A 24863-nucleotide genomic window follows, 5' to 3' on the forward strand; every position below is an offset into this window, starting at 1 on the left:
ACCGTTCCACACCACGACCGTATGGGGCACGTTCCAATGGCGAATGAGGCGAAGCTCCGGGACTACCTCAAGTGGGTCACCGCCGACCTGCACAGCACGCGGCAGCGGCTCCAGGAACTGGAGTCGCAGCAGCAGGAACCGGTCGCGATCGTCGGGATGAGCTGCCGGCTGCCCGGGTCGGTGGAGTCCCCGGAGGACTTCTGGGAGCTGTTGACGGGCGGCGTCGACGCCATCTCGCCGTGGCCGACGGACCGCGGCTGGGACGAGGGCGCGCTGTCCGGCTCGGGCGCGCCCGGCTCCGGTACGGGCGGCGCAGGCGCGGACGGCGCCTCCGGTACGGCTGTGGACACGGACGGCGACACCGGCTACGCGCGCGAGGGCGGTTTCGTCCACGACGCCGCCGACTTCGACCCGGCGTTCTTCGGGATCTCGCCCCGCGAGGCCCTCGCCATGGACCCGCAGCAGCGGCTGCTCCTCGAAGCCTCGTGGGAGGCCGTGGAGCGGGCGGGCATCGACCCGCGCGCGCTGCGCGGCAGCCGCAGCGGCGTCTTCGTGGGTTGCAGCGAGATGGGCTACAGCAGCGGCCTCAAGAACGTGCCCGACGAGGTCCGCGGTCACCTCCTCACCGGCAACTCCACTTCGGTCGCCTCCGGCCGTATCTCGTACACGCTGGGCCTGGAGGGTCCGGCGGTGACGGTCGACACGGCGTGCTCGTCGTCGCTCGTCGCGCTGCACCTGGCCGCGCAGGCGCTGCGCGGCGGCGAGTGCACCATGGCGCTCGTCGGCGGTGTGACGGTGATGTCGACACCGGGCGCGTTCGTCGAGTTCGGCCGCCAGGGCGGGCTGGCCCCGGACGGCCGTTGCAAGGCGTTCGCGGACGGCGCCGACGGCACCGGCTGGTCCGAGGGCGTCGGCATGCTCGTCGTGGAACGCCTGTCGGACGCCCGCGCGAACGGGCACGAGGTCCTCGCCGTACTGCGCGGTTCCGCCGTCAACCAGGACGGCGCCTCCAACGGCCTCACCGCCCCCAACGGCCCCTCCCAGCAGCGCGTCATCTGGAACGCCCTCGCCGCCGCCGGTCTCGCCCCCGCCGACGTCGACGCCGTGGAGGCGCACGGCACCGGTACGTCGTTGGGTGACCCCATCGAGGCGCAGGCCCTCCTCGCCACGTACGGCGCGCAGCGCGACGAACCCCTCTGGCTCGGCTCCGCCAAGTCCAACCTCGGCCACACGCAGGCCGCCGCGGGCGTCGTCGGCGTCATCAAGACCGTACTGTCGCTCCAGCACGCCGTACTGCCCCGCACGCTGCACGCCGAGACGCCGTCCACGCACGTCGACTGGTCGGCGGGAAACGTACGGTTGCTGAACGAGTCCCGCGCCTGGCCGCGTACCGACGCCGAACGGCCGCGCCGCGCCGCCGTGTCGGCGTTCGGCGTCAGCGGCACCAACGCGCACGCCATCCTGGAGCAGGCACCCGCACCGGAGTCGCCCGCGCCCCAGGCCCCGGCGACGCCGGAGGCCGGGGCCGCGAAGCCCGAGGAGGCGGCGGCGGAGGTCGCGGAGGCCGCCGAGGTGGCGGCGCCCGAGCTGCCGCTCGTGCCGTGGACGCTGTCCGGCGCGGGCACGGAGGCGCTGCGCGCGCAGGCCGCGCGCCTGCTCGGCGCACTCCGGGCGCACCCGGGGCACGACGTACGGGACATCGCCCGTTCGCTCGCGACGACCCGTACGGCGCTCGACCACCGCGCGGTGCTGCTCGGCGGCGGACGCGCCGAACTGCTCGCCGCCCTGGAGGCGTTGGCGAACGGCGACCCCCAGCCCACCACCGGCCACCTGGTCACCGGCACGGCACGCGCCGAGGGCAAGTCGGCGTTCGTGTTCGCGGGGCAGGGTGCGCAGCGGGTGGGGATGGGTGCCGAGTTGTATGGCGCGTTCCCGGTGTTCGCGGAGGCGTTCGATGAGGTGTGCGCGCATTTTGATGGGGAGTTGGCGCGTCCGCTGCGGGATGTGATTGCGGATGATTCGGGTGCGTTGAGTGAGACGGGCTTTACGCAGCCTGCGTTGTTCGCGTTCGAGGTCGCGCTGTTCCGGCTGGTCGAGTCGTGGGGGGTGCGGCCTGACTTCCTGGTGGGGCACTCGATCGGTGAGTTGGCTGCCGCGCACGTCGCCGGTGTGTGGTCCCTCGCGGACGCCTGCCGTCTCGTCGCTGCCCGTGGTCGTCTGATGCAGGCGCTTCCGGCGGGCGGGTCGATGGTGGCGGTGGAGGCTTCCGAGGCGGAGGTGTTGCCGCTGTTGGAGGGTCGTACGGCGTCGATCGCGGCGTTGAACGGGCCTTCGTCGACGGTGGTTTCGGGTGTCGAGGCGGATGTGGAGGAGGTCGCGGCGCGCTTCCGTGCGGAAGGGCGTCGTACGAGCCGTCTGTCGGTGAGTCACGCGTTCCATTCGCCGTTGATGGAGCCGATGTTGGGGGAGTTCCGTACGGTCACGGAGTCCGTGTCGTACGCGGCCCCGACGATTCCCGTGGTGTCGAACGTGACGGGTCAACTCGCCTCGTCTGAGGAGCTGTCCGACCCGGGTTACTGGGTGCGTCATGTCCGTGAGGCCGTGCGGTTCGCGGACGGCATCGCCACGCTTGCCGAGCGCGGTGTACGGCGTTACGTGGAGATCGGCCCGGACGGGACGCTGACCGCGATGGCCCAGCCCTCCGTGCCCGAGGGCGCGGCGCTGGTGGCGTTGCAGCGCAAGGACCGTTCGGAGGCGGAGTCGCTGCTGGTCGGTGTGGGTCGGTTGCACGCGGACGGCCTGTCGCCGGACTGGTCGGTGCTGTTCGCGGGGGCGTCCACGGTCGCGTTGCCGACGTACGCGTTCCAGCGCCAGCGCTACTGGCTGCCCTCCAGCACGACGGCCGCCGAGGACCTCGCGGCGGGCGCGCAGGACCTCGTGGACGCGCGCTTCTGGGACTGGATCGAGCGCGAGGACGTCGGCGCGTTCGTCGAGGAGCTGGGGATCGACGGGGACGCGTCGTGGAGCGAGGCGTTCCCCGCGCTGTCCGCGTGGCGGCGGAGGCAGCGCGACCGTTCGCAGGCGGACGGCCGCCGCTACCGCACCGCCTGGAAGCCGCTCTCCGGCCTCTCCGGCGGGCAGGCGCGGTTGTCCGGGCGCTGGCTGCTGGTCACGCCCGAGGACCGTGCGACGGGCGGCCGGGCGGCCTGGTACGAGTCGCTGACCCACGGCCTGTACGCGCACGGCGCCACCCTCGAACTGCTCGACTGCGCCCCGGATCTGGACCGCGCCGCGCTGGCCGAGCGCCTGCGTCTGGCCGCCGACGGCGAGCCCGTCGCCGGGGTCCTGTCGCTGCTGGCGCTGGCCGAGGGCGAGCCCGACGGCGTACCGGCGGGCGTGCCCGCCACCGCCACCCTCGTCCAGGCCCTCGGCGACGTCGGGCTCACGGCGCCGCTGTGGGCGCTGACGCGCGGCGCCGTGTCCACGGGCCGTACGGACGCGGCGCCCGACCCGGCGCAGGCCGCCGTCTGGGGCCTCGGCCGGGTGGCCGCGCTCGAACACCCCGACCGCTGGGGCGGGTTGGTCGACCTGACCACGGACCTGGACCGCCGTACGCTCGCCCGGCTCGCCGCCGTCCTCGGCGGCGCGGGCGAGGACCAGGTGGCCGTACGGGCGTCGGGCGTGCTGGGCCGCAGGCTGGCCCGTACGACAGCGTCCGCGACGTCCACGGCGGGCGCGGGCTGGACACCGTCCGGCACCGTGCTGATCACCGGCGGCACCGGCGCGCTCGGCGCGCAGGTCGCCCGCTGGGCGGCCGAACAGGGCGCCGCGCACCTGCTGTTGACGAGCCGCCGCGGCGCCGACGCGCCCGGCGCGGACGCCCTCGCCGCCGAGCTGACGGAGCTGGGCGCGGGCCGCGTCACCGTCGCCGCCTGCGACATCGCCGACCGCGACGCGGTCGCCGCGCTCCTCGCGGAGCACCCCGTGGACGCCGTCGTGCACACGGCGGGTGTCCTGGACGACGGCGTGCTGGACGCGCTGACGCCGGATCGGTTCGCCTCCGTGTTCCGCGCCAAGGCGGCGGCCCGCCATCTCGACGCGCTGACGCGCGACCGGGACCTGTCGGCGTTCGTGCTGTTCTCCTCGTACGCGGGCACCGTCGGCTCCGCCGGACAGGCCAACTACGCCGCCGCCAACGCCCTCCTCGACGCCGTCGCGGAACGCCGCGCCGCCGAGGGGCTGCCCGCCACGTCGCTGGCCTGGGGCCCCTGGGAGGGCGACGGCATGGCCGCCGACGCCTCCGGGCTGCTCACCGGCCGCCAACAGCGCGGCGGCGTGCTGCCGCTCGCCGCGAGCGCCGCCCTGGAGGCCCTGCGCGGCGCCGTCCCCGGCGCCGACGCGTCCGTGCTCGTCGCGGACATCGACTGGGCGCGCTTCGGCCCCGCGTTCTCCGCGACGCGGCCGAGCGCGCTGCTCGGCGAGCTGTACGCCGCGCCCGAGGCCGCCGCCGTCCGGCACACCCCGTCGTCCGAACTCCGCGGCCGCCTCACCGGCATGGGCGCGGAGGAGCAGGAACGGGCGCTGCTGGAGGTCGTACGCGCCCGCGCCGCCGCCGTCCTCGGCTACCCCGGCCCGGAGGCGGTGCCCGCCGACCGCGCGTTCCGCGACCTGGGCGTGGACTCGCTCATCGCCGTCGAGCTGCGCAACGCGCTCGGCGTGGACTGCGGCGTGGCGCTGCCCGCCACCCTCGCGTTCGACCACCCGACGCCGCTGGCGCTGAGCCGCTTCCTGCGCGACGAGATCCTCGGCACCGTCACCGGAGCGGACGCGGCGCAGCCCGCCGCCGGACACGTCGCCGCCGACGACGACCCCGTGGTGATCGTCGGCATGAGCTGCCGCTTCCCGGGCGACGTACGGACGCCGGAGGACTTCTGGCGGCTGCTGAGCGGCGGCGAGGACGGCATGGGTGCCTTCCCCGCCGACCGCGGCTGGGACCTGGAGGCGCTGTACGACCCGGACGGGCGGCGCGAGCGGACCAGCGTCACCGACGTCGGCGGCTTCCTCCGCGACGTGGACGGCTTCGACGCGGGCTTCTTCGGCGTCTCGCCGCGTGAGGCCCTCGCCATGGACCCGCAGCAGCGGTTGCTGCTGGAGACGTCGTGGGAGGCGTTCGAGCGGGCGGGCATCGACCCGGCGTCGCTGCGCGGCAGCCGTACGGGCGTCTTCGTCGGCACCAACGGGCAGGACTACCCGGCGCTGCTCGCCGCCTCCACCGAGGACTTCGCCGGATACATCGGCACCGGTAACGCCGCCAGCATCGCGTCCGGCCGCATCTCGTACACCCTGGGCCTGGAGGGCCCGGCGGTGACGGTCGACACGGCGTGCTCGTCGTCGCTCGTCGCCCTGCACTGGGCGGTCCAGGCGCTGCGCAGCGGCGAGTGCGACCTCGCGCTGGCCGGTGGTGTGACGGTGATGTCGACGCCGGGCGCGTTCATCGAGTTCAGCCGCCAGGGCGGATTGGCGCCCGACGGGCACTGCAAGGCGTTCGGGGACGGCGCCGACGGCACCGGCTGGTCCGAGGGCGTCGGCATCATCGCCGTGGAACGCCTCTCCGACGCGCGCCGCAACGGCCACACCGTCCTCGCCACCGTCAACGGTTCGGCGGTGAACCAGGATGGTGCGTCGAACGGTCTGACGGCGCCGAACGGTCCGTCGCAGCAGCGGGTGATCCGTGCGGCGTTGGCGCAGGCGGGTCTTGCGCCGGGTGATGTGGACGCGGTGGAGGCGCACGGTACGGGTACGTCGTTGGGTGACCCGATCGAGGCGCAGGCGCTCCTCGCGACCTACGGGCGGGACCGGGACGCCGAACGGCCGTTGTGGCTCGGCTCGGTGAAGTCCAACCTCGGGCACACGCAGGCCGCCGCCGGTGTCGCGGGCGTCATCAAGATGGTGCTCGCGCTCCAGCACGGCGAACTGCCGCAGACCCTGTACGCCGAGACGCCGTCCACGCACGTGGACTGGTCGGCCGGGAACGTACGGCTGCTGAACGAGCCGGTCGAGTGGCCCGTACGGGACGGGCACGTACGGCGTGCCGGTGTGTCCTCGTTCGGCCTCAGCGGCACCAACGCGCACATCATCCTGGGCCAGGCCCCGGAGACCGCCGAAGCGGACGCCGACAGCGCCGCGCCCGTCCCCGAACAGCCGTCGTCCGTCGTGCCGTTCGCTCTCTCCGCCCGCACGCCGGAGGCCCTGCGCGCCACCGCGCGGAACCTCCTGGAGCAGCTGGGCACCGCGGGCGGCGACGCGTACGAAGCGGCCGCCGTGGCCGGTGCGTTGGCGACGTCGCGGGCGCGCTTCGAGCACCGCGCGGTCGTCGTGGCATCCACGCGCGCGGACCTGCTGTCCGCCCTGGAGACGGTCACCGAGGGACGGCCGGGCCCGGGGGTGGCGCTGGGCGCCGCCACGGAGGGCAAGTCGGCGTTCGTGTTCGCGGGGCAGGGTGCGCAACGGGTGGGGATGGGTGCTGAGTTGTATGGCGCGTTCCCGGTGTTCGCGGAGGCGTTCGATGAGGTGTGTGCGCATTTTGATGGGGAGTTGGCGCGTTCGCTGCGGGATGTGATTGCGGATGGTTCGGGTGCGTTGAGTGAGACGGGCTTTACGCAGCCTGCGTTGTTCGCGTTCGAGGTCGCGCTGTTCCGGTTGGTGGAGTCGTGGGGTGTGCGGCCTGACTTCCTGGTGGGGCATTCGATCGGTGAGTTGGCTGCCGCGCATGTGGCTGGTGTGTGGTCGTTGGCGGACGCGTGTCGTCTGGTGGCGGCGCGTGGTCGGTTGATGCAGGGGCTGCCTTCTGGTGGGTCGATGGTGGCGGTGGAGGCTTCCGAGGCGGAGGTGTTGCCGCTGTTGGAGGGTCGTACGGCGTCGATCGCGGCGTTGAACGGTCCGTCGTCCACGGTGGTTTCGGGTGCCGAGGAGGCCGTCGAGGAGGTCGCGGCGCACTTCCGGGGCGAAGGGCGTCGTACGAGCCGTCTCTCCGTCAGTCACGCGTTCCATTCGCCGTTGATGGAGCCGATGCTGGCGGAGTTCCGTACGGTCGCGCAGTCCGTGTCGTACGCGGCCCCCACCATCCCCGTCGTCTCCAACGTGACGGGTCAACTGGCCACTGCGGATGAGTTGTTGGACCCGGGTTACTGGGTCCGCCATGTCCGTGAGGCCGTCCGGTTCGCGGACGGCATCGCCACTCTCGCCGAGCGCGGCGTACGCCGCTACGTGGAGATCGGCCCCGACGGCACCCTGACCGCCATGGCCCAGCCCTCCGTACCTGCGGATGCGGCGCTGGTGGCGTTGCAGCGCAAGGACCGTTCGGAGGCGGAATCCCTGCTCAACGGCCTGGCTGCCGCGTTCGTGGACGGCGCGGACGTCGACTGGTCCGTGCCTTTCCCGCGCCGCGCGCGCGATGTCGTCCTCCCGACGTACCCCTTCCAGCGCGAGCGCTACTGGCCCACCGTCGCCACCGGCCGTACATCCGCCGCCGACGCCGGGCCGCTGGGCGCGCAGGACGCGGTGGACGCGCGCTTCTGGGAGGCCGTGGAGGCCGGGGACCTGGCGTCGCTCGGTACGACGCTCGGTGTGGACGAGGCCGCGTTGGACGGGCTCGTGCCCGCCCTCGCGTCCTGGCGCCGCAGCCGCCGCGAGGAGTCCGCCGCCGACGCGTGGCGCTACCGCGTCCGCTGGCAGCCGCTTTCCGTGCCGCCCGGCCCGGAACTGGCGGGCCGTTGGCTGCTGTTGGTGCCGGAGGGTACGGACGTGCCGGAGGGGCTGGACGCTCTCGGTGCGGGCGTGGAGACGGTACGGGTGCCCGCGCGCGCGGACCGTACGGTGCTCGCCGCCCTCCTGGGCGACGCAGCCGAGCAGGCCGACGTGACCGGCGTACTGTCCCTGCTCGCCCTCACCACCGGTGACGCGCCCGCCGACGAGGCGGACACGGCGCTCCCGGCGGGCCTGTGGGAGACCGTTTCCCTCGTACAGGCCCTGGGTGACGCCGAGTTGGCGGCGCCGCTGTGGACGTTGACGCGCGGCGCGGTGTCCACCGGCCGTTCCGACGCGGCGCCGCTCCTGGCGCCGTCCGCCCTGTGGGGCTTGGGTCGGGTGGTGGCGCTGGAACACCCGGAGCGTTGGGGCGGGTTGGTCGACCTGCCCGCCACCTTGGACGCGCGTACGGTCTCCCGTCTGGCTGCTGTCGTCAGTGGCGTGTCGGGTGAGGACCAGGTGGCGTTGCGTGCCTCGGGCGCGCTCGTGCGGCGGATCGTGCGGGCGGGTGCGCCCGAGGGTCCGGTGCGGGAGTGGACGCCGGGTGGCACGGTGCTGGTCACGGGCGGTACGGGTGCGTTGGGTGCGCAGGTGGCGCGTTGGGCCGTCGCCCGGGGTGCCGAGCACGTCGTCCTCACCAGCCGCCGGGGCAGCAAGGCGCCCGGTGCCGGTGAGCTGAAGGCGGAGCTGCGCGAGGCGGGCGCCAAGGTGTCGTTCGCGGCCTGCGACACGGCCGACCACGCCGCCGTCGCGCGCCTGCTGCGGAAGCACCGGGTGGACTCCGTCTTCCACGCGGCGGGCGTACTGGACGACGAGGCGGTCGACGCGCTCACCGAGGACCGGATCGAACCGGTGCTCCGCGCGAAGGTGCGCGGCGCGCGCCACCTCGACCAACTGACGCGCGAGCACGGCCTGTCGGCGTTCGTGGTGTTCTCGTCGATCGCGGGTGTGTGGGGGAGCGGCGGGCAGGCGGCGTACGCGGCGGCCAACGCCGCGCTCGACGCGCTCGTCGAGTCCCGTCGTGCGGAAGGGCTGGCGGGTACGTCCGTGGCCTGGGGCCCGTGGGCCGACGCGGGCATGGCCGCCTCCGACGAGGCGCGGGAGCACCTGCGGCGCCGCGGCCTCGACGCGCTGGCGCCGGACGCCGCGCTGCGCGCGCTCGACCGCGCGCTGGCGGCGGGCGACAGCACCGTGGTCGTCGCGGACGTGGACTGGGCGCGCTTCGGCGCCACGTTCACCAGCCGCCGCGCCGCCCCCCTGTTCGCCGAACTGCCCGAGGCGGCAGGCGCGTTGGAGGGCGTCGTCCTCCAGGACGCCGCCCCCGCGCTGCGCGGGCGGCTCGCCGGGCTGGCGGCGGAGGAGCGCGACCGCGCGCTGCTGGACCTCGTACGGCAGCACGCCGCGACCGTCCTGAACCACCGCGACGCGTCCGCCGTCGAACCGGCCCGCGCGTTCCGCGACATGGGCTTCGACTCGCTCACCGCCGTCGAACTCCGCGGCCTGCTCGGCGCCGACACCGGCCTCACGCTGCCCGCCACCCTCGTCTTCGACCACCCGACGCCGACGGCCGTCGCGGAGCTGCTGCGCGACGAGCTGTTCGGCGCCGACACCTCCGGCGCGGTGCCCGCCGCGCTCGGCGGGAGCGCCGTCTCGGACGACCCGGTCGTCATCGTCGGCATGGGCTGCCGCCTGCCGGGCGGCGTCGCCGGGCCGGAGGACCTGTGGCGGCTGGTCGAGGAGGGCGGCGACGCGATCGGCGGGTTCCCGACCGACCGCGGCTGGGACCTCGACGCGCTGTTCGGCGGCGCCGAGGGCGCTGCCACCGCGGAGGGTTCCACCGGTACGTCCGGGCTCAGCGACACCCGCAGCGGCGGCTTCCTGCACGACGCCTCCGGCTTCGACCCCGTCTTCTTCGGCATCAGCCCGCGCGAGGCGCTGGCCATCGACCCGCAGCAGCGGCTGCTGCTGGAGACGTCGTGGGAGGCCCTTGAGCGGACGGGCATCGCGCCCACGTCGCTGCGCGGCAGCCGTACGGGCGTCTTCGTCGGCGCCAGCACGTCCGGCTACGGCAGCGGGCTCCAGGAGGCGCCCGAGGGGCTGGGCGGTCATCTGCTGACCGGCAGCGCGGGCAGCGTGGTGTCCGGGCGCGTCTCGTACACGCTGGGCCTGGAAGGTCCGGCCGTCACCGTCGACACGGCGTGCTCGTCGTCGCTCGTCGCGCTGCACTGGGCCGCGCAGGCGCTGCGCAACGGCGAGTGCGACCTCGCGCTGGCGGGCGGCGTCGCGGTCATCGGGAACCCGGGCGCGTTCGTCGAGTTCAGCATGCAGGGCGGGTTGGCGCCCGACGGGCGCTGCAAGGCGTTCGCGGACGAGGCCGACGGCACCGGCTGGTCCGAGGGCGTCGGCGTGCTCGTCGTCGAGCGGCTGTCCGACGCGCGCCGCAACGGGCACACCGTCCTCGCCACCGTCAGCGGCTCCGCCGTCAACCAGGACGGCGCCTCCAACGGCCTCACCGCGCCCAACGGCCCGTCCCAGCAGCGCGTCATCCGTGCCGCGCTCGCGCAGGGCGGGTTGACCCCGGACGACGTGGACGCCGTCGAGGGCCACGGCACCGGCACGACGCTGGGCGACCCGATCGAGGCGCAGGCGCTCCTCGCGACCTACGGGCGGGACCGGGACGCCGAACGGCCGTTGTGGCTCGGCTCGGTGAAGTCCAACCTTGGGCACACGCAGGCCGCCGCGGGTGTCGCGGGCGTCATCAAGATGGTGCTCGCGCTCCAGCACGGGCGGCTGCCGCGCACCCTGCACGCCGACGCCCCGTCCACGCACGTGGACTGGTCGGCGGGTGCCGTACGGCTGCTGCACGAGGCCGTGGACTGGCCGCGTACGGACGCGGGACGGCCGCGCCGCGCCGGTGTGTCGGCGTTCGGCGTGTCCGGCACCAACGCGCACGTCGTCATCGAGCAGGCCCCGGACAGCACCACCCCGGACGTGGCGGCGACCCCGGACCGTGCCGACGACGCCCCGGCGGCGCGCTCCGGCGCGGACGCCCCGGTGATCCCGTGGGTGCTGTCCGGCCGTACGGCCGCCGGGCTGCGCGCGCAGGCCGAACGGCTGCTGGCGCATGCCGAGGCGCACCCCGCGCTCGACCCGCGCGACGTCGCGTACGCGCTCGTCACCACCCGCGCGGTCTTCGAGCACCGCGCAGTCGTCACCGGCGCCGACCGGGACACGCTCCTCGCGGGCCTGTCGGCCCTCGCGGAAGGCACCCCCGCCGCCCACGCCGTGTCGGGCGCCGTCGCGCCCGGCGGCCGTACGGCGGTGCTGTTCACCGGTCAGGGCGCACAACGGCCGGGCATGGGCGCGGAGTTGTACGAGGCGTTCCCGGCGTACGCGGAGGCGTTCGACGCCGTCTGCGCGCACTTCGACACCGAACTGGACCGCCCCCTGCGGGAGATCGTCGCCGACGGCTCCGGCGTGCTGGACGAGACCGGCTACACGCAGCCCGCGCTGTTCGCCGTCGAGGTCGCGCTGTACCGGCTGGTCGAATCCTGGGGCGTGAAGCCGGACTTCCTGATCGGCCACTCCATCGGTGAGCTGGCCGCCGCGCACGTGGCGGGTGTGTGGTCGTTGGCGGACGCCTGCCGTCTGGTCGCCGCCCGTGGCCGCCTGATGCAGGCCCTTCCCTCCGGGGGTGCCATGGTGGCGCTGGAGGCCACCGAGGACGAGGTGCTGCCCCACCTCGCGGGCCGCGCCGACGAGTTGTCCGTCGCCGCGCTCAACGGCCCCCGCTCCACCGTCGTTTCGGGCACCGAGGCCGCCGTCGACGCCATCGCGGAGCACTTCCGTGCCGAAGGCCGCCGTACGCGCCGCCTCTCCGTCAGCCACGCCTTCCACTCGCCGCTCATGGACCCGATGCTCGCGGACTTCCGTACGGTCGCGGAGAGCGTCACGTACTACCCACCGCGCGTCCCCGTCGTCTCCGACGTCACCGGCGTGCTCGCCACCGAGGAGCAACTGACCTCGCCCGCCTACTGGGTGGACCACCTGCGGCAGGCCGTGCGCTTCGCCGACGGCGTCCGCACCCTGGCGGCGCGGGGCGTCACCCGCTTCCTGGAGCTGGGCCCCGACGGCACCCTCACCGCCATGGCACAGGGCTGCCTCGACACCACCGCCACGGCGACGGACACGGCCACCGCCACCGACCCGGACGCCCCCGCGCCCCTCCTCGTCCCCGCCCTGCGCGACGACCGGCCCGAGGCCGCCGCCCTGCTGGCCGCCGTCTCCGCCGCCTTCGCGCACGGCGTCCCCGTCGACTGGGCCGCGCTGTTCGACGGCGCCGCGCGCCGCCGCGTGGACCTGCCCACGTACGCGTTCCAGCACCGCCCGTACTGGCTGGAGACCCCGCAGGCCGCCGTCGACGCCACCGCCCTCGGCCTCGTCCCCGCCGCGCACCCGCTGCTCGGCGCGGCCGTGCCGATGGTGTCGGGCCGTACGGCCGTCCTCACCGGGCGGCTGTCGCTGCGCGCGCAACCGTGGCTGGCGGAGCACCGCGTGGCCGGTGCGGCCGTCGTGCCCAGCACCGCGTTCCTGGAGCTGGCCGTACGCGCCGGTGACCAGGTCGGCTGCGGCCACGTACGGGAACTGCTGCTGGAGTCGCCGCTCGTGCTGCCCGAACAGGGCGCCGTGCAGCTCCAGTTGCGCGTCGAGGAGCCGGACGGGAACGGCGTCCGCATGCTCGGCGTGTACGGCCGCCCCGAGGCCGCCGGACCCGACGCGCCGTGGACCCGGCACGCCGGTGGCGTGCTCGACCCGCGCCCGCCGCGCGCCGGGCACGACGCGTTCGACTTCACGGCCTGGCCGCCGCCGGGCGCCGAGGCCGTCGACACGGACGGGCTGTACGACCGCCTCGCGGAGAACGGCTTCGCCTACGGCGCCACCTTCCGCGGCCTGCGCGCCGCCTGGCGCCACGACGGCGACGTGTACGCCGAAGTGACCGTCGGCGCCCGCGAGTCCGGGTCCGGCGCCACCGGCGCGCAGGCCGACCGCTTCGGGCTGCACCCCGCCCTGCTGGACGCCGCCCTGCACCCGCTGGGCCTCGGCGTGCTGGACGGGCTCGGCGCGGGCCGCATGCTGTTCGCGTGGAACGGCGCCGCGCTGTACGCCGCGGGCGCCACCACCCTGCGCGTACGGCTCGCCCGTACCGGCGCGGACACCCTGTCCCTCCAGGCCGCCGACGGCTCGGGACAGCCCGTGCTCGCGGTCGACTCGATGCTGATGCGCCAGGCCGACACCGCGGGCATTGGCGCGGCCGCCGCGACCGCCACCGCGTCGGCCGGTACCGCCGCCGCCCCGAAGGCGCCCGAGCGCCGTACGGCCGCGGAGGCCGCCCCGGGCGCCACCGACGCCGTACGGCGCCTGGCCGGGCGGCCGGAGCAGGAGCGCAGGCGCGCGCTGCTCACGTCCGTACGCACGCAGGTCGCGGCCGTCCTCGGCTACGACGGGCCGCAGGACGTCGACTCCGCGCGGTCCTTCACCGACCTGGGCTTCACCTCGCTGACCGCCGTCGAACTGCGCAACCAGCTCAGCGGCGCCCTCGGCGTGACCCTGCCCGCGACCCTCGTCTTCGACCACCCCACACCCACCGAACTCGCCGCGCACCTCGACGGCGAACTGTTCGGCGCGGACGCCGCCGGGGCCCTGGCCCGTACGGCGCCGGGCACCCCGCTCGACACCGACCCGATCGTCATCGTCGGCATGAGCTGCCGCTACCCGGGCGGCGTGACCGGCCCGGACGAGCTGTGGGAGCTGGTCGCCAGCGGGGGCGACGGCATCTCGCCGTTCCCCACCGACCGCGGCTGGGACCTCAACGCGCTGTACCACGCCGACCCCGACAACCCCGGCACCTGCTACACCCGCGAGGGCGGCTTCCTGCACGACGCGTCCGCGTTCGACCCGGCGTTCTTCGGGATCAGCCCGCGTGAGGCGACGTCGATGGACCCGCAGCAGCGGCTGCTGCTGGAGGCGTCGTGGGAGGCGCTGGAGCGCGTCGGCATGGACCCGCAGAGCGTGCGCGGCAGCCGTACGGGCGTCTTCGCGGGCGTCACGTACCAGGACTACACCACGCTCCTCGCCGCCGCGGAGGAGAGCTACGAGGGGTACGTCGGCACCGGCAACTCGCCGAGCGTGCTGTCCGGCCGCATCTCGTACGTCCTCGGGCTGGAGGGCCCGGCCGTCACCGTCGACACCGCCTGCTCCTCGTCGCTCGTCGCCCTGCACCTCGCCGTGCAGGCCCTGCGGCAGGGCGAGTGCGACCTCGCACTGGCCGGTGGCGTGACCGTCATGTCCACACCCGGTTCGCTGATCGAGTTCAGCCGTCAGCGGGCGCTCGCGGAGAACGGCCGCTGCAAGCCGTACTCCGCCGACGCCGACGGCGCCAGCTGGGCCGAGGGCGTCGGCATGCTCGCCGTCGAACGCCTCTCCGACGCGCGGCGCAACGGGCACCCCGTGCTCGCCGTCGTCAAGGGCAGCGCCCTCAACCAGGACGGCTCCAGCAACGGCCTCACCGCCCCCAACGGCCCGTCCCAGCAGCGCGTCATCCGCCAGGCACTCGCCTCCGCCCGCCTCGGCACCGCCGACGTGGACCTCGTGGAGGGCCACGGCACGGGTACGACGCTGGGCGACCCGATCGAGGCGCAGGCGCTGCTCGCCACGTACGGGCAGGACCGGCCGGAGGACCGGCCGCTGTGGCTCGGTTCGCTGAAGTCCAACGTGGGGCACAGCCAGGCCGCCGCCGGTGTCGGCGGCGTCATCAAGATGGTGCAGGCCATCCGCAACGGGCTGATGCCGCGGACGCTCTACGCCGACGAGCCCAGCACGCACGTCGACTGGACCGTGGGCGACGTGCGGTTGCTCACCAGCGCGCGGGAGTGGCCGGAGACCGGCCGCCCGCGCCGCGCCGGGGTGTCCTCGTTCGGGATGAGCGGCACCAACGCGCACGTCATCATCGAGCAGGCACCCGACGCGCCCGCCGACGCGGACGCGGCACCCGAAGCCGCCCCGGACGTACGCGACCGCGCCGCGCTGCCCGTCGTACCGGTCGCGCTCTCCGGCCGTACGGAGGAGGCGCTGCGCGAGCAGGCCCGCCGCCTCCGCGCGCGGCTCGTCGCGCACCCGGACACGGACCTCGTGGACCTCGGACGTTCGACGGCGGTCAGCCGCACGGCGTTCGAGCACCGCGCGGTGCTGCCCGCCGCCGACCGCGACGCGCTCGACGCGCAGCTGCGGGAGGTGGCCGAAGGCGGCGTCTCCGGCGGCTCCGGCGCCGTCACCGGCCTCGTACGACAGGGCGAGGGCCCCGTCCTGGTGTTCCCGGGGCAGGGCGCGCAGTGGGCGGACATGGGACGCGTGCTGCTCGTGGAGTCGCCGGTGTTCGCGGAGCGGATCGCCGCGTGCGAGGCGGCCCTCGACCCGTTCACCGACTGGTCGTTGACGGCCGTGCTGCGCGGCGACGAGGACGCGGCCGACCTGGACCGGGTCGACGTCGTCCAGCCCGTGCTGTGGGCCGTGATGGTGTCGTTGGCGGAGGTGTGGCGCTCGTACGGCGTGGTGCCCGCCGCCGTCGTCGGCCACTCGCAGGGCGAGATCGCCGCGGCGGTCGTCGCCGGTGCGCTGTCGTTGGAGGACGGCGCGCGCGTGGTGGCTCTGCGCAGCCGGGCCATCGTGGAGATCGCGGGCAGCGGCGGCATGATGTCCGTGCCGCTGGCCGCCGACGCCGTACGCGAGCGACTGGGCGCGTACGACGGCCGGTTGTCCGTCGCCGCCGTCAACGGCCCGACGTCCGTGGTCGTCTCCGGCGACGCGGACGCCCTCGACGACCTGTTCGCGGCCCTGACCGCCGACGGGGTGCAGGCGCGGAAGGTGTCCGTGGACTACGGGTCGCACTCCGCGCAGGTGGAGGCCATCCGTACGCAGGTGCTGGACGCCCTCGCCCCCGTACGGCCGCAGGAGGCGGAGCTGCCGTTCCCGTCCACCGTCACCGGACGGTGGCACGACGGCGAGAAGCTCGTGGACGCCGACTACTGGTACACCAGCCTCCGCGAGACCGTCCGCTTCGAGGAGGCGCTGCGGCTCCTCCTGGACGCCGGACACCGGCACTTCATCGAGGTGTCCCCGCACCCCGTCCTCGGTGTCGGCATGCGCGACACCGTCGAGGACAGCGGCGTCGAAGCCGCCGTCCTCGCCTCGCTGCGCCGGGACCACGGCGGCCTGGAACGGTTCCTGCTGTCCCTCGCCGAGGCCCACGTACAGGGCGTCGACATCGACTGGCGCGCGGTCTACGCCGGGAGCGGCGCCCGTACGGTCGAGCTGCCCACGTACGCCTTCCAGCGGCAGCGCTACTGGCCCGTCCTCACCCCCGGCGCCGCCGCCGACGACACGGTCGGCGCCACCGGCACCGACGCCGAGATCCGCTTCTGGGAGACCGTCGAACGCGAGGACCTCGAAACCCTGGCGCGGTCCCTGGAGTTGGGCGGGGACGCCCCGCTCAGCGAGGTGCTGCCCGCGCTGTCGCACTGGCGGCGCCACAGCCAGGAGAAGTCCACCGTCGACAACTGGCGCTACACCGTCCAGTGGACGCCCCTGACCGGCGGCTCCGGCCGGGCACTGTCCGGTACGTGGCTGCTCGTCGTCCCGTCCGCCGCCGCCGACGAGCCGCTGACCGCGTCCGTCGCGCGGGCGCTGGAGACGCACGGCGCGACCGTACGCACCGTCGAGACCGCCGGCGACACCGCGCGCGACGCGATGGCCGAGCACGTCCGCGCCGCGACCGGCGGCGACGCCGTCGCCGGCGTCCTGTCGCTGCTCGCCCTCGACGAGCGCGCCCACCCCGACCACCCCGACGTGCCCCTGTCGCTGTCCGCGACGCTGACCCTCGTCCAGGCCCTCGGTGACCTCGGCATCGAGGCGCCGCTGTGGTGCGCCACCAGCGGGGCCGTCGCCATCGGCCGCTCCGAGCCGGTGACCAGCGCCGCACAGGCCCTCGTCTGGGGCCTCGGCCGCGTCGCGGCCCTGGAACACTCCGACCGCTGGGGCGGCCTCGTCGATCTGCCCTCCCGTCGCCCAGCCACCACCCCGGACGGTGCGCTCCGCGCGTACCCCGAACTGGACTCCCGTGCCGCCGCCCGCCTCGCCGGGCTCCTCGCGGACCCGGCGGGCGAGGACCAGACCGCCGTACGCCCCTCCGGCGTGTACGCGCGCCGCCTCGCACGGGCGCCCATCGGCCAGTCCGCGCCCACCACGTCGTGGCGCCCGCGCGGCACCGTGCTCGTCACCGGCGGCACGGGCGCCGTCGGCAGCCACATCGCGCGCTGGCTCGCGGACCTCGGCGCGGAGCACCTGCTCCTCACCAGCCGCCGGGGTGAGGACGCGCCCGGCGCGGCCGAGTTGAAGGCCGACCTCACCGGACGCGGCTCCCGCGTCACGATCGCCGCGTGCGACGTGGCGGACCGGGACGCGCTCGCCGCGCTGCTCGACTCCGTACCGCGGGACGTCCCGCTGGACGCGGTGTTCCACGTCGCGGGCTCCCTCGACGACGGTGTCATCGAGCAGCTCGACCCCGCCCGCATGCAGCCCGTACTGCGCACCAAGGCCGGTGCCGCGCTGCACCTGCACGAGCTGACGCGGGACAAGGACCTGTCCGCGTTCGTGCTGTTCTCCTCCACGTCCGGCACCATCAGCGGCCCCGGCCTCGGCAACTACGCGCCGGGCAACGCGTTCCTCGACGCGCTCGCCCACCAGCGCGCCGCCGAGGGCCTGCCCGCCACCGCCGTCGCCTGGGGCCACTGGGCCGACGGCGGCATGGGCGACGGCGCGGTCGGCGACCGGCTCCGGCGCTACGGCGTGTACGACATGGCGCCCGAACTCGCCGCGTCCGCGCTGCTCCAGGCCATCGAGCACGAGGAGACCTGGATCGCCGTCACGGACATCGGCTGGGAACGCTTCGCGCCCGCCTTCACCGCGCCGCGCCCCAGCGCGCTCCTGCGCGACCTGCCCGACGCCGTACGGCACCTCACGTCCGCGAGCGACGCCGCCGACGGCGGCGGCGACCTGTCCGCGCTGCGCCAGCACCTCGCCGGACTCTCCGGCGACGAGCGGCAGGACGCGGTGCTGAACGTCGTACGGAGCTACGTCGCGACCGTCCTCGGCTACCCCGGGCCGGAGGCCGTCGAGCCGTCCCGCGCCTTCAGCGACCTGGGCTTCGACTCGCTCAGCGCCGTCGAACTCCGCAACGGCATGAACAAGATCACCGGCCTGCGGCTGCCCGCCACCCTCGTCTTCGACTACCCGACGTGCGCCGCGCTGGCCAGGCTGCTGCTGGAGGAGATGACCGAGACGGCCGCCGCACCGGCCGCCGCCGGGACGGCACCCGCCGCGGGCGGCACCGGGCTGGAGGAGGAGCCGATCGCGATCGTCGCGATGAGCTGCCGCCTGCCCGGCGACGTCCGTACGCCCGAGCAGTTCTGGCAGCTGCTGCGGGACGGCGGCGACGCGATCGGGCCGTTCCCCGAGGACCGCGGCTGGGACACCGACCGGATGTCGTCCGGCGAGCCCGGCGCACCCGGCAACATCACCGCGCAGCTCGGCGGGTTCCTGCCGGACATCGACCGGTTCGACGCGCCGTTCTTCGGGATCTCGCCGCGCGAGGCCGCCGCGATGGACCCGCAGCAGCGGCTGCTGCTGGAGGTGTCGTGGGAGGCGTTCGAGCGCGCGGGCATCGACCCGTACGCGCTGCACGGCACCCGTACCGGCGTCTTCGCCGGCACCAACGGCAACGACTACACGCACCTGCTCGTCGCCTCCGGTGAGGACTTCGAGGGCTACCTCGGCACCGGCAACGCCGCGAGCGTCGTCTCCGGCCGCATCGCGTACACCTTCGGCCTCGAAGGGCCCGCGCTGACCGTCGACACGGCCTGCTCCGCCTCGCTCGTCGCCCTGCACCTCGCGGCGCAGGCGCTGCGCAGCGGCGAGTGCGACCTGGCGCTCGCGGGCGGCGCGACGATCATGACGACGCCGGGCCTGTTCCTGGAGTTCAGCCGCCAGGGCGGGTTGGCGTCGGACGGGCGCAGCAAGGCGTTCGCGGACCAGGCCGACGGCGCCGGGTTCGCCGAGGGCGCGGGCATGCTCCTCGTCGAGCGGCTCTCGGACGCGCGGAGGAACGGGCACCCCGTGCTCGCCGTCGTCAAGGGCTCCGCCGTCAACCAGGACGGCGCCTCCAACGGCCTCACCGCGCCGAACGGCCCGTCCCAGCAGCGCGTCATCCGTGCCGCGCTCGCCAGCGGCGGACTGGAGCCCGGTGACGTGGACGCCGTGGAGGCGCACGGCACCGGTACGACGCTGGGCGACCCGATCGAGGCGCAGGCGCTCCTCGCCACCTACGGGCAGGGCCGGGACGCCGAACGGCCGCTGTACCTGGGGTCGGTGAAGTCCAACATCGGGCACACCCAGGCCGCCGCCGGTGTCGCCGGACTGATCAAGATGGTGCTGGCGCTGGAGCACGGCGTGCTGCCCAGCACCCTGCACGTGGACGCGCCGTCCAGCCACGTCGACTGGGACGCGGGCGACATCTCCCTGCTGACGGAGAACACCGCGTGGCCCGAGACGGGCCGCCCGCGCCGCGCCGCCGTGTCGTCGTTCGGCATCAGCGGCACCAACGCGCACACCATCCTGGAGGAGGCGCCGTCCCCGGCGGACGACGCGGACACCGGCCCGGACGCCGCGCCGGACACGGCCCCCGAGGCTCTCGCCGTCGCGCCGCTGCCCGTCGTGCCGTGGACGCTCAGCGCCCGCACCCGTACCGCCCTGCACGCGCAGGCCGAACGGCTGCTCGCGCACGCCGAGGCGCACCCCGCGCTCGACCCGCAGGACATCGGGCTGTCCCTCGCCACCGGCCGTACGGTCTTCGACCAGCGCGCCGTCGTCCTCGGCCCCGACCGGGACGCGCTCCTCACCGGGCTGCGCGCGCTCGCCGCGGGCGAGGACGCCGCCGACGTCGTCACCGGCACGGCCCGCGCCGAGGGCCGTACGGCGGTGCTGTTCACCGGTCAGGGCGCGCAACGGCCGGGCATGGGCGCGGAGTTGTACGAGGCGTTCCCGGCGTACGCGGAGGCGTTCGACGCCGTGTGCGCGCACTTCGACGCGGAGCTGGACCGGCCGCTGCGGGACGTGATCGCGGACGGGTCGGGCGTGCTGGACGAGACGGGGTACACGCAGCCCGCGTTGTTCGCCGTCGAGGTGGCGCTGTTCCGGCTGGTCGAGTCGTGGGGGGTGAAGCCGGACTTCCTGGTGGGGCACTCCATCGGTGAGCTGGCCGCCGCGCACGTGGCGGGTGTCCTGTCGTTGGCCGACGCCTGCCATCTGGTCGCCGCCCGTGGCCGCCTGATGCAGGCGCTGCCCTCCGGGGGTGCGATGGTGGCGCTGGAGGCCACCGAGGACGAGGTGCTGCCGCTCCTCGCGGGCCGCGAGGACGAGGTCAGCCTCGCCGCCGTCAACGGCCCCCGCGCCGTCGTCGTCGCGGGCGCCGAGGCCGCCACCCTGGCCGTCGCGGAGCACTTCCGCGAGGAGGGCCGCCGTACGCGCCGCCTGTCGGTCAGCCACGCCTTCCACTCGCCGCTCATGGAGCCGATGCTCGCGGACTTCCGGGCCGTCGCGGAACGCGTCGAGTACGCCGCCCCGCGCATCCCCGTCGTCTCCAACGTCACCGGCCGGCTCGCCGACGCCGCCGAACTGTCCGCCCCCGACTACTGGGTGCGGCACGTACGGCAGGCCGTGCGCTTCGCGGACGGCGTCCGCACCCTGGCGGCACAGGGCGTCACCCGCTTCCTGGAGCTGGGTCCCGACGGCACCCTCACCGCCATGGCGCAGGGCTGCCTCGACACCACCGAACCGGACGGCGCGGCACCGCTGCTCGTACCGGCGCTCCGCAAGGGCCGCCCCGAGGCCGCCGGGCTGCTCGCCGCCTGGTCCGCGCTGTGGACGGCCGGTGTGCCGCTGCGCTGGGACGGCGCGTTCGCGGACCGCGGCGCGCACCGCGTCGGGCTGCCGACGTACGCCTTCCAGGGCCAGCGCCACTGGCCGAAGGCGCCCGCGCCGGGCTCCGGCGACATCGGCTCCGTCGGCCTCGGCTCCGCGCGGCACCCGCTGCTCGGCGCGGCCGTGGAACTCGCCGGGGCGGACACGTTCCTCTTCACCAGCAGGCTGTCGCTCCGTACGCACGCCTGGATCGGTGACCACGCCGTGGGCGGCACCGTGCTGTTCCCGGGCACCGGCTACCTGGAACTCGCCCTCCGCGCCGCCGACCACGTCGGCTGCGAACAGGTCGACGAACTCACCATCGCCGCGCCGCTGGTGCTGCCCGAACACGGCGCCGTACGCCTCCAGCTGTCCGTCGGCGCCGCCGACGACGGCGGGCGGCGCAGCCTGGACCTGTACTCCCGCCCGGAGGACGCGCCCGACGAGCAGCCCTGGCTGCTCAACGCCAGCGGCGTCCTGTCGTCCACCGCGGACGCCGACGAACGCCCCGACGCGTACGACTTCACCGCCTGGCCGCCCCGGGACGCGGTCGCCGCGGAGGTCACCGACTTCTACGAGCGGTTCGCGGAGGCCGGGTTCGCCTACGGACCCGTGTTCCGCGGCCTGCACTCCGTGTGGACCCGCGGCGACGAGATCTTCGCGGAGGTCGGCCTGCCCGGCGAACACGAGGAGCTGGCACCCTCGTTCGGGCTGCACCCGGCGCTGCTGGACTCGGCGCTGCACGCCATGATGTTCGTGTCCCTCGCGGAGACCGAGAGCGGCCGACTGCCGTTCTCCTGGAACAACGTCACCCTCCGCGCCTCGGGCGCCGCCGCCCTGCGCGTACGGCTCGTGCAGGCGGGCGACGAGTCCGTCTCCCTGGAACTGGCGGACACCACCGGGCAGCCCGTCGCCCACGTCGACACGCTCACGCTGCGCCAGGTGTCCGGCGAACTCCTCAGCGGCGCCCGCCGCAGCCCGTTCCACGACGGGCTGTTCCGCCTCGACTGGACCGCCGTGCAGGCGTCCGGCACGGCCGCCGCCCCGGCGGACGGCGACTGGGCGGTGCTCGCGCGGGACGGCGGCGCCGAAGGCACGGCGGACGCCGAGGAGTTCGCGGCGGCGCTCCGTGCCGCGGGCGTGCCCGTACGGGTCGCGGGCGGGCTCGACGCGCTCGCGGGCGACTCCGGCGGTACGGCCCCCGGCACCGTGCTCGTCCCGTGCGCCCTCACGGCGGACGAGGCGGACGGCGACCTCGCGGGCGGCGCGCACACCGCGACGCACCGCGCGCTGGCCCGCGTCCAGGAACTGCTCGACGACCAGCGGTTCGACGACGCCCGGCTCGTCTTCGTCACCGACGGGGCCGTGGCCGCCGCCGACACCGACCACGCCGTGCCCGGCACCGCACCCGTGTGGGGCCTCGTACGGGCGGCGCGGACGGAGAACCCCGGACGGTTCACGCTCCTCGACACCGACCGGTCCGCCGACGCGCTGACGCTGCTGCCCGCCGCGCTCGCGTCCGGCGAACCCGAACTGGCCGTACGCGCCGGGGCGTTGCTCGCGCCGCGCCTCGCCCGCGTCGCCACCGACGAGACCCTGGCCGTGCCCGAGGACACCACCGCGTGGCGCCTCGACCTCACGGAGAAGGGCACCCTGGAGAACCTGCACCTGACGGCCGACGCCGACGCCGAACGGGCCCTCGCCCCCGGCGAGGTGCGGATCGCCGTACGGGCCGCCGGGCTCAACTTCCGCGACGTGCTCAACGCCCTGGACATGTACCCGGGCGAGGCGGGCGCGCTCGGCAGCGAGGGCGCCGGTGTCGTCACCGAGCTGGGGCCGGACGTCGACGGGCTCGCCGTGGGCGACCGCGTGATGGGCATGTTCTTCGGCGCGTTTGGCCCGACCGCCGTGGCCGACGCCCGCCTCCTCGCCCCCGTACCGCGCGGCTGGACCTTCGCCGAGGCCGCCGCCGCACCCATCGTGTTCCTCACGGCGTACTACGCGCTGGTGGACCTCGGCGGTGTGCGGAAGGGCGAGTCGGTGCTGGTGCACGCCGCCGCCGGTGGTGTGGGCATGGCCGCGGTGCAGCTCGCCCGGCACCTCGGCGCCGAGGTGTACGGCACGGCGAGTCCGGGGAAGTGGGACACGCTGCGGGCGTCCGGCCTGGACGACGCGCACATCTCCTCCTCCCGCGACCTGGACTTCGAGCCGAAGTTCCTCGTGGCCTCGGACGGTCGCGGCGTGGACGTGGTGCTGGACTCGTTGGCGCGGGAGTTCGTGGACGCGTCGTTGCGTCTGCTGCCGCGCGGTGGGCGGTTCCTGGAGATGGGCAAGACCGACATCCGGGACCCGGAGAAGGTCGCCGCCGACCACGACGGCGTCACCTACCGCGCCTTCGACCTCTGGGAAGCCGGACACGACCGCATCGGCGAGATGCTCCGCGCACTCGTCGCGCTCTTCGAGACCGGCGTCCTCCGCCCCCTCCCCGTCGCCACCTGGGACGTGCGGCGTGCGCCGGACGCGTTCCGGCATCTTCAGCAGGCGCGGCACGTGGGCAAGGTGGTGTTGACCGTTCCGGCCGGGTTGGACCCGGAGGGGGCGGTGCTGGTGACGGGTGGTACGGGTGGTCTGGGTGCGTTGTTGGCCCGGCATCTGGTCGCGGAACGGGGCGTGCGGCATCTGGTGCTGGCGTCGCGTCGGGGTGAACGGGCTCCGGGCGCGACGGAGTTGGCGGAGGAGTTGCGTGCCGAGGGTGCGGAGGTGGCGCTGGCGGCGTGTGACGCCGCCGACCGGGAGGCTTTGGCCGGGCTGTTGGCGGGGCTGGAGCGTCCGTTGACGGCCGTGGTGCACACGGCGGGCGTGTTGGACGACGGTGTCATCGGGTCGCTCACGCCCGAGCGGTTGGACACGGTGTTGCGTCCGAAGGCCGACGCGGTCGCCAACCTGCACGAGCTGACCGCCGACGCCGACCTCGCCGCCTTCGTCGTCTTCTCCTCCATCGCCGGTACGTTCGGCGGCGCCGGACAGGGCAACTACTCGGCGGCCAACGCCTTCCTCGACGCCCTCGCCCAGTACCGCCGCGCGCGCGGCCTCCCGGCCACGTCCCTCGCCTGGGGCGCCTGGGCACCCGGCGCCGGCATGACCAGCGACCTCAGCGAGGCCGACATGCAGCGCATGGCCCGTACGGGCATGCTGCCGCTCGCCGTCGACCAGGGCCTCGCCCTGCTCGACACCGCCAGCGGCCTGGACCGTCCCGTGTTCCTCCCCATGAACCTCGACGTGTCCGTGCTGCGCGAACACCCCGAGCTGGTCACCCCGCTCATGCGGGGCCTCGTCCGCACCACCCAGCGGCGCGCCGTCGAGGCGTCCGCGGGCGGCGCGGCGGCGGGCGGCGCCACCCTGGCCGACCAGCTGGCGCCGCTGTCCACCCCGGACCGCGAACAGCTGCTCACCGACCTGGTCGGCGCGCAGGCCGCGGCCGTGCTCGGCCACGCCTCCGCCGCGGACATCGAGCCCGACCAGGCGTTCAAGGACCTGGGCTTCGACTCGCTGACCGCCGTGGAGCTGCGCAACAGGCTCGGCGCCGCCACCGCCGTACGCCTCCCCGCCACCCTGGTGTTCGACTACCCGACGCCGATGGCGCTGGCCCGGCACCTGCTGACGGAGATCGCGCCGCCGGAGGTCTCCGGCGCCGAGGCCGTCAGCGGCGAACTCGACCGGCTGGAGAGCGCCTGGGCGTCCGCGTCCGTCGAGGCCGAGGACCGGACGCGGATCGCCGCCCGCCTCCAGGAGCTGCTGGCCCGGGTCCAGGAAGGGGCAGCGCCCGTACGGCGGCCCCGTACCGAGGAGCCGGACGCCGAGCTGGACTCCGTCGAGAGCGCCGACGAGCTGTTCGACCTGATCGACAAGGAGCTGGGCGGACTGTGACCCTCCGCGACGGGCCCCGCGCCCGACACCCCCGGCGCCCTGCCCGCGACTCCCGTACCGAC

1 protein-coding gene is annotated in these 24863 nt (G+C 75.0%); it reads left to right on the forward strand.

Annotated features, from left to right (window positions below):
• The first annotated feature begins 36 nt into the window (after positions 1-36).
• Positions 37-24801: a type I polyketide synthase gene (locus tag D7M15_RS19390; RefSeq protein WP_165906295.1), complete on the forward strand. Its 24765-nt coding sequence runs from the start codon at positions 37-39 to the stop codon at positions 24799-24801.
• Positions 24802-24863 lie beyond the last annotated feature (62 nt).

Source organism: Streptomyces sp. Z26, from assembly GCF_003665095.1.
Lineage (GTDB): Bacteria > Actinomycetota > Actinomycetes > Streptomycetales > Streptomycetaceae > Streptomyces > Streptomyces phytohabitans.

What these genes read in the sequence shown, in the direction of transcription:
- D7M15_RS19390 (WP_165906295.1), top strand. Translation starts at nt 37, where the DNA reads ATGGCGAATGAGGCGAAGCTCCGGGACTACCTCAAGTGGGTCACCGCC.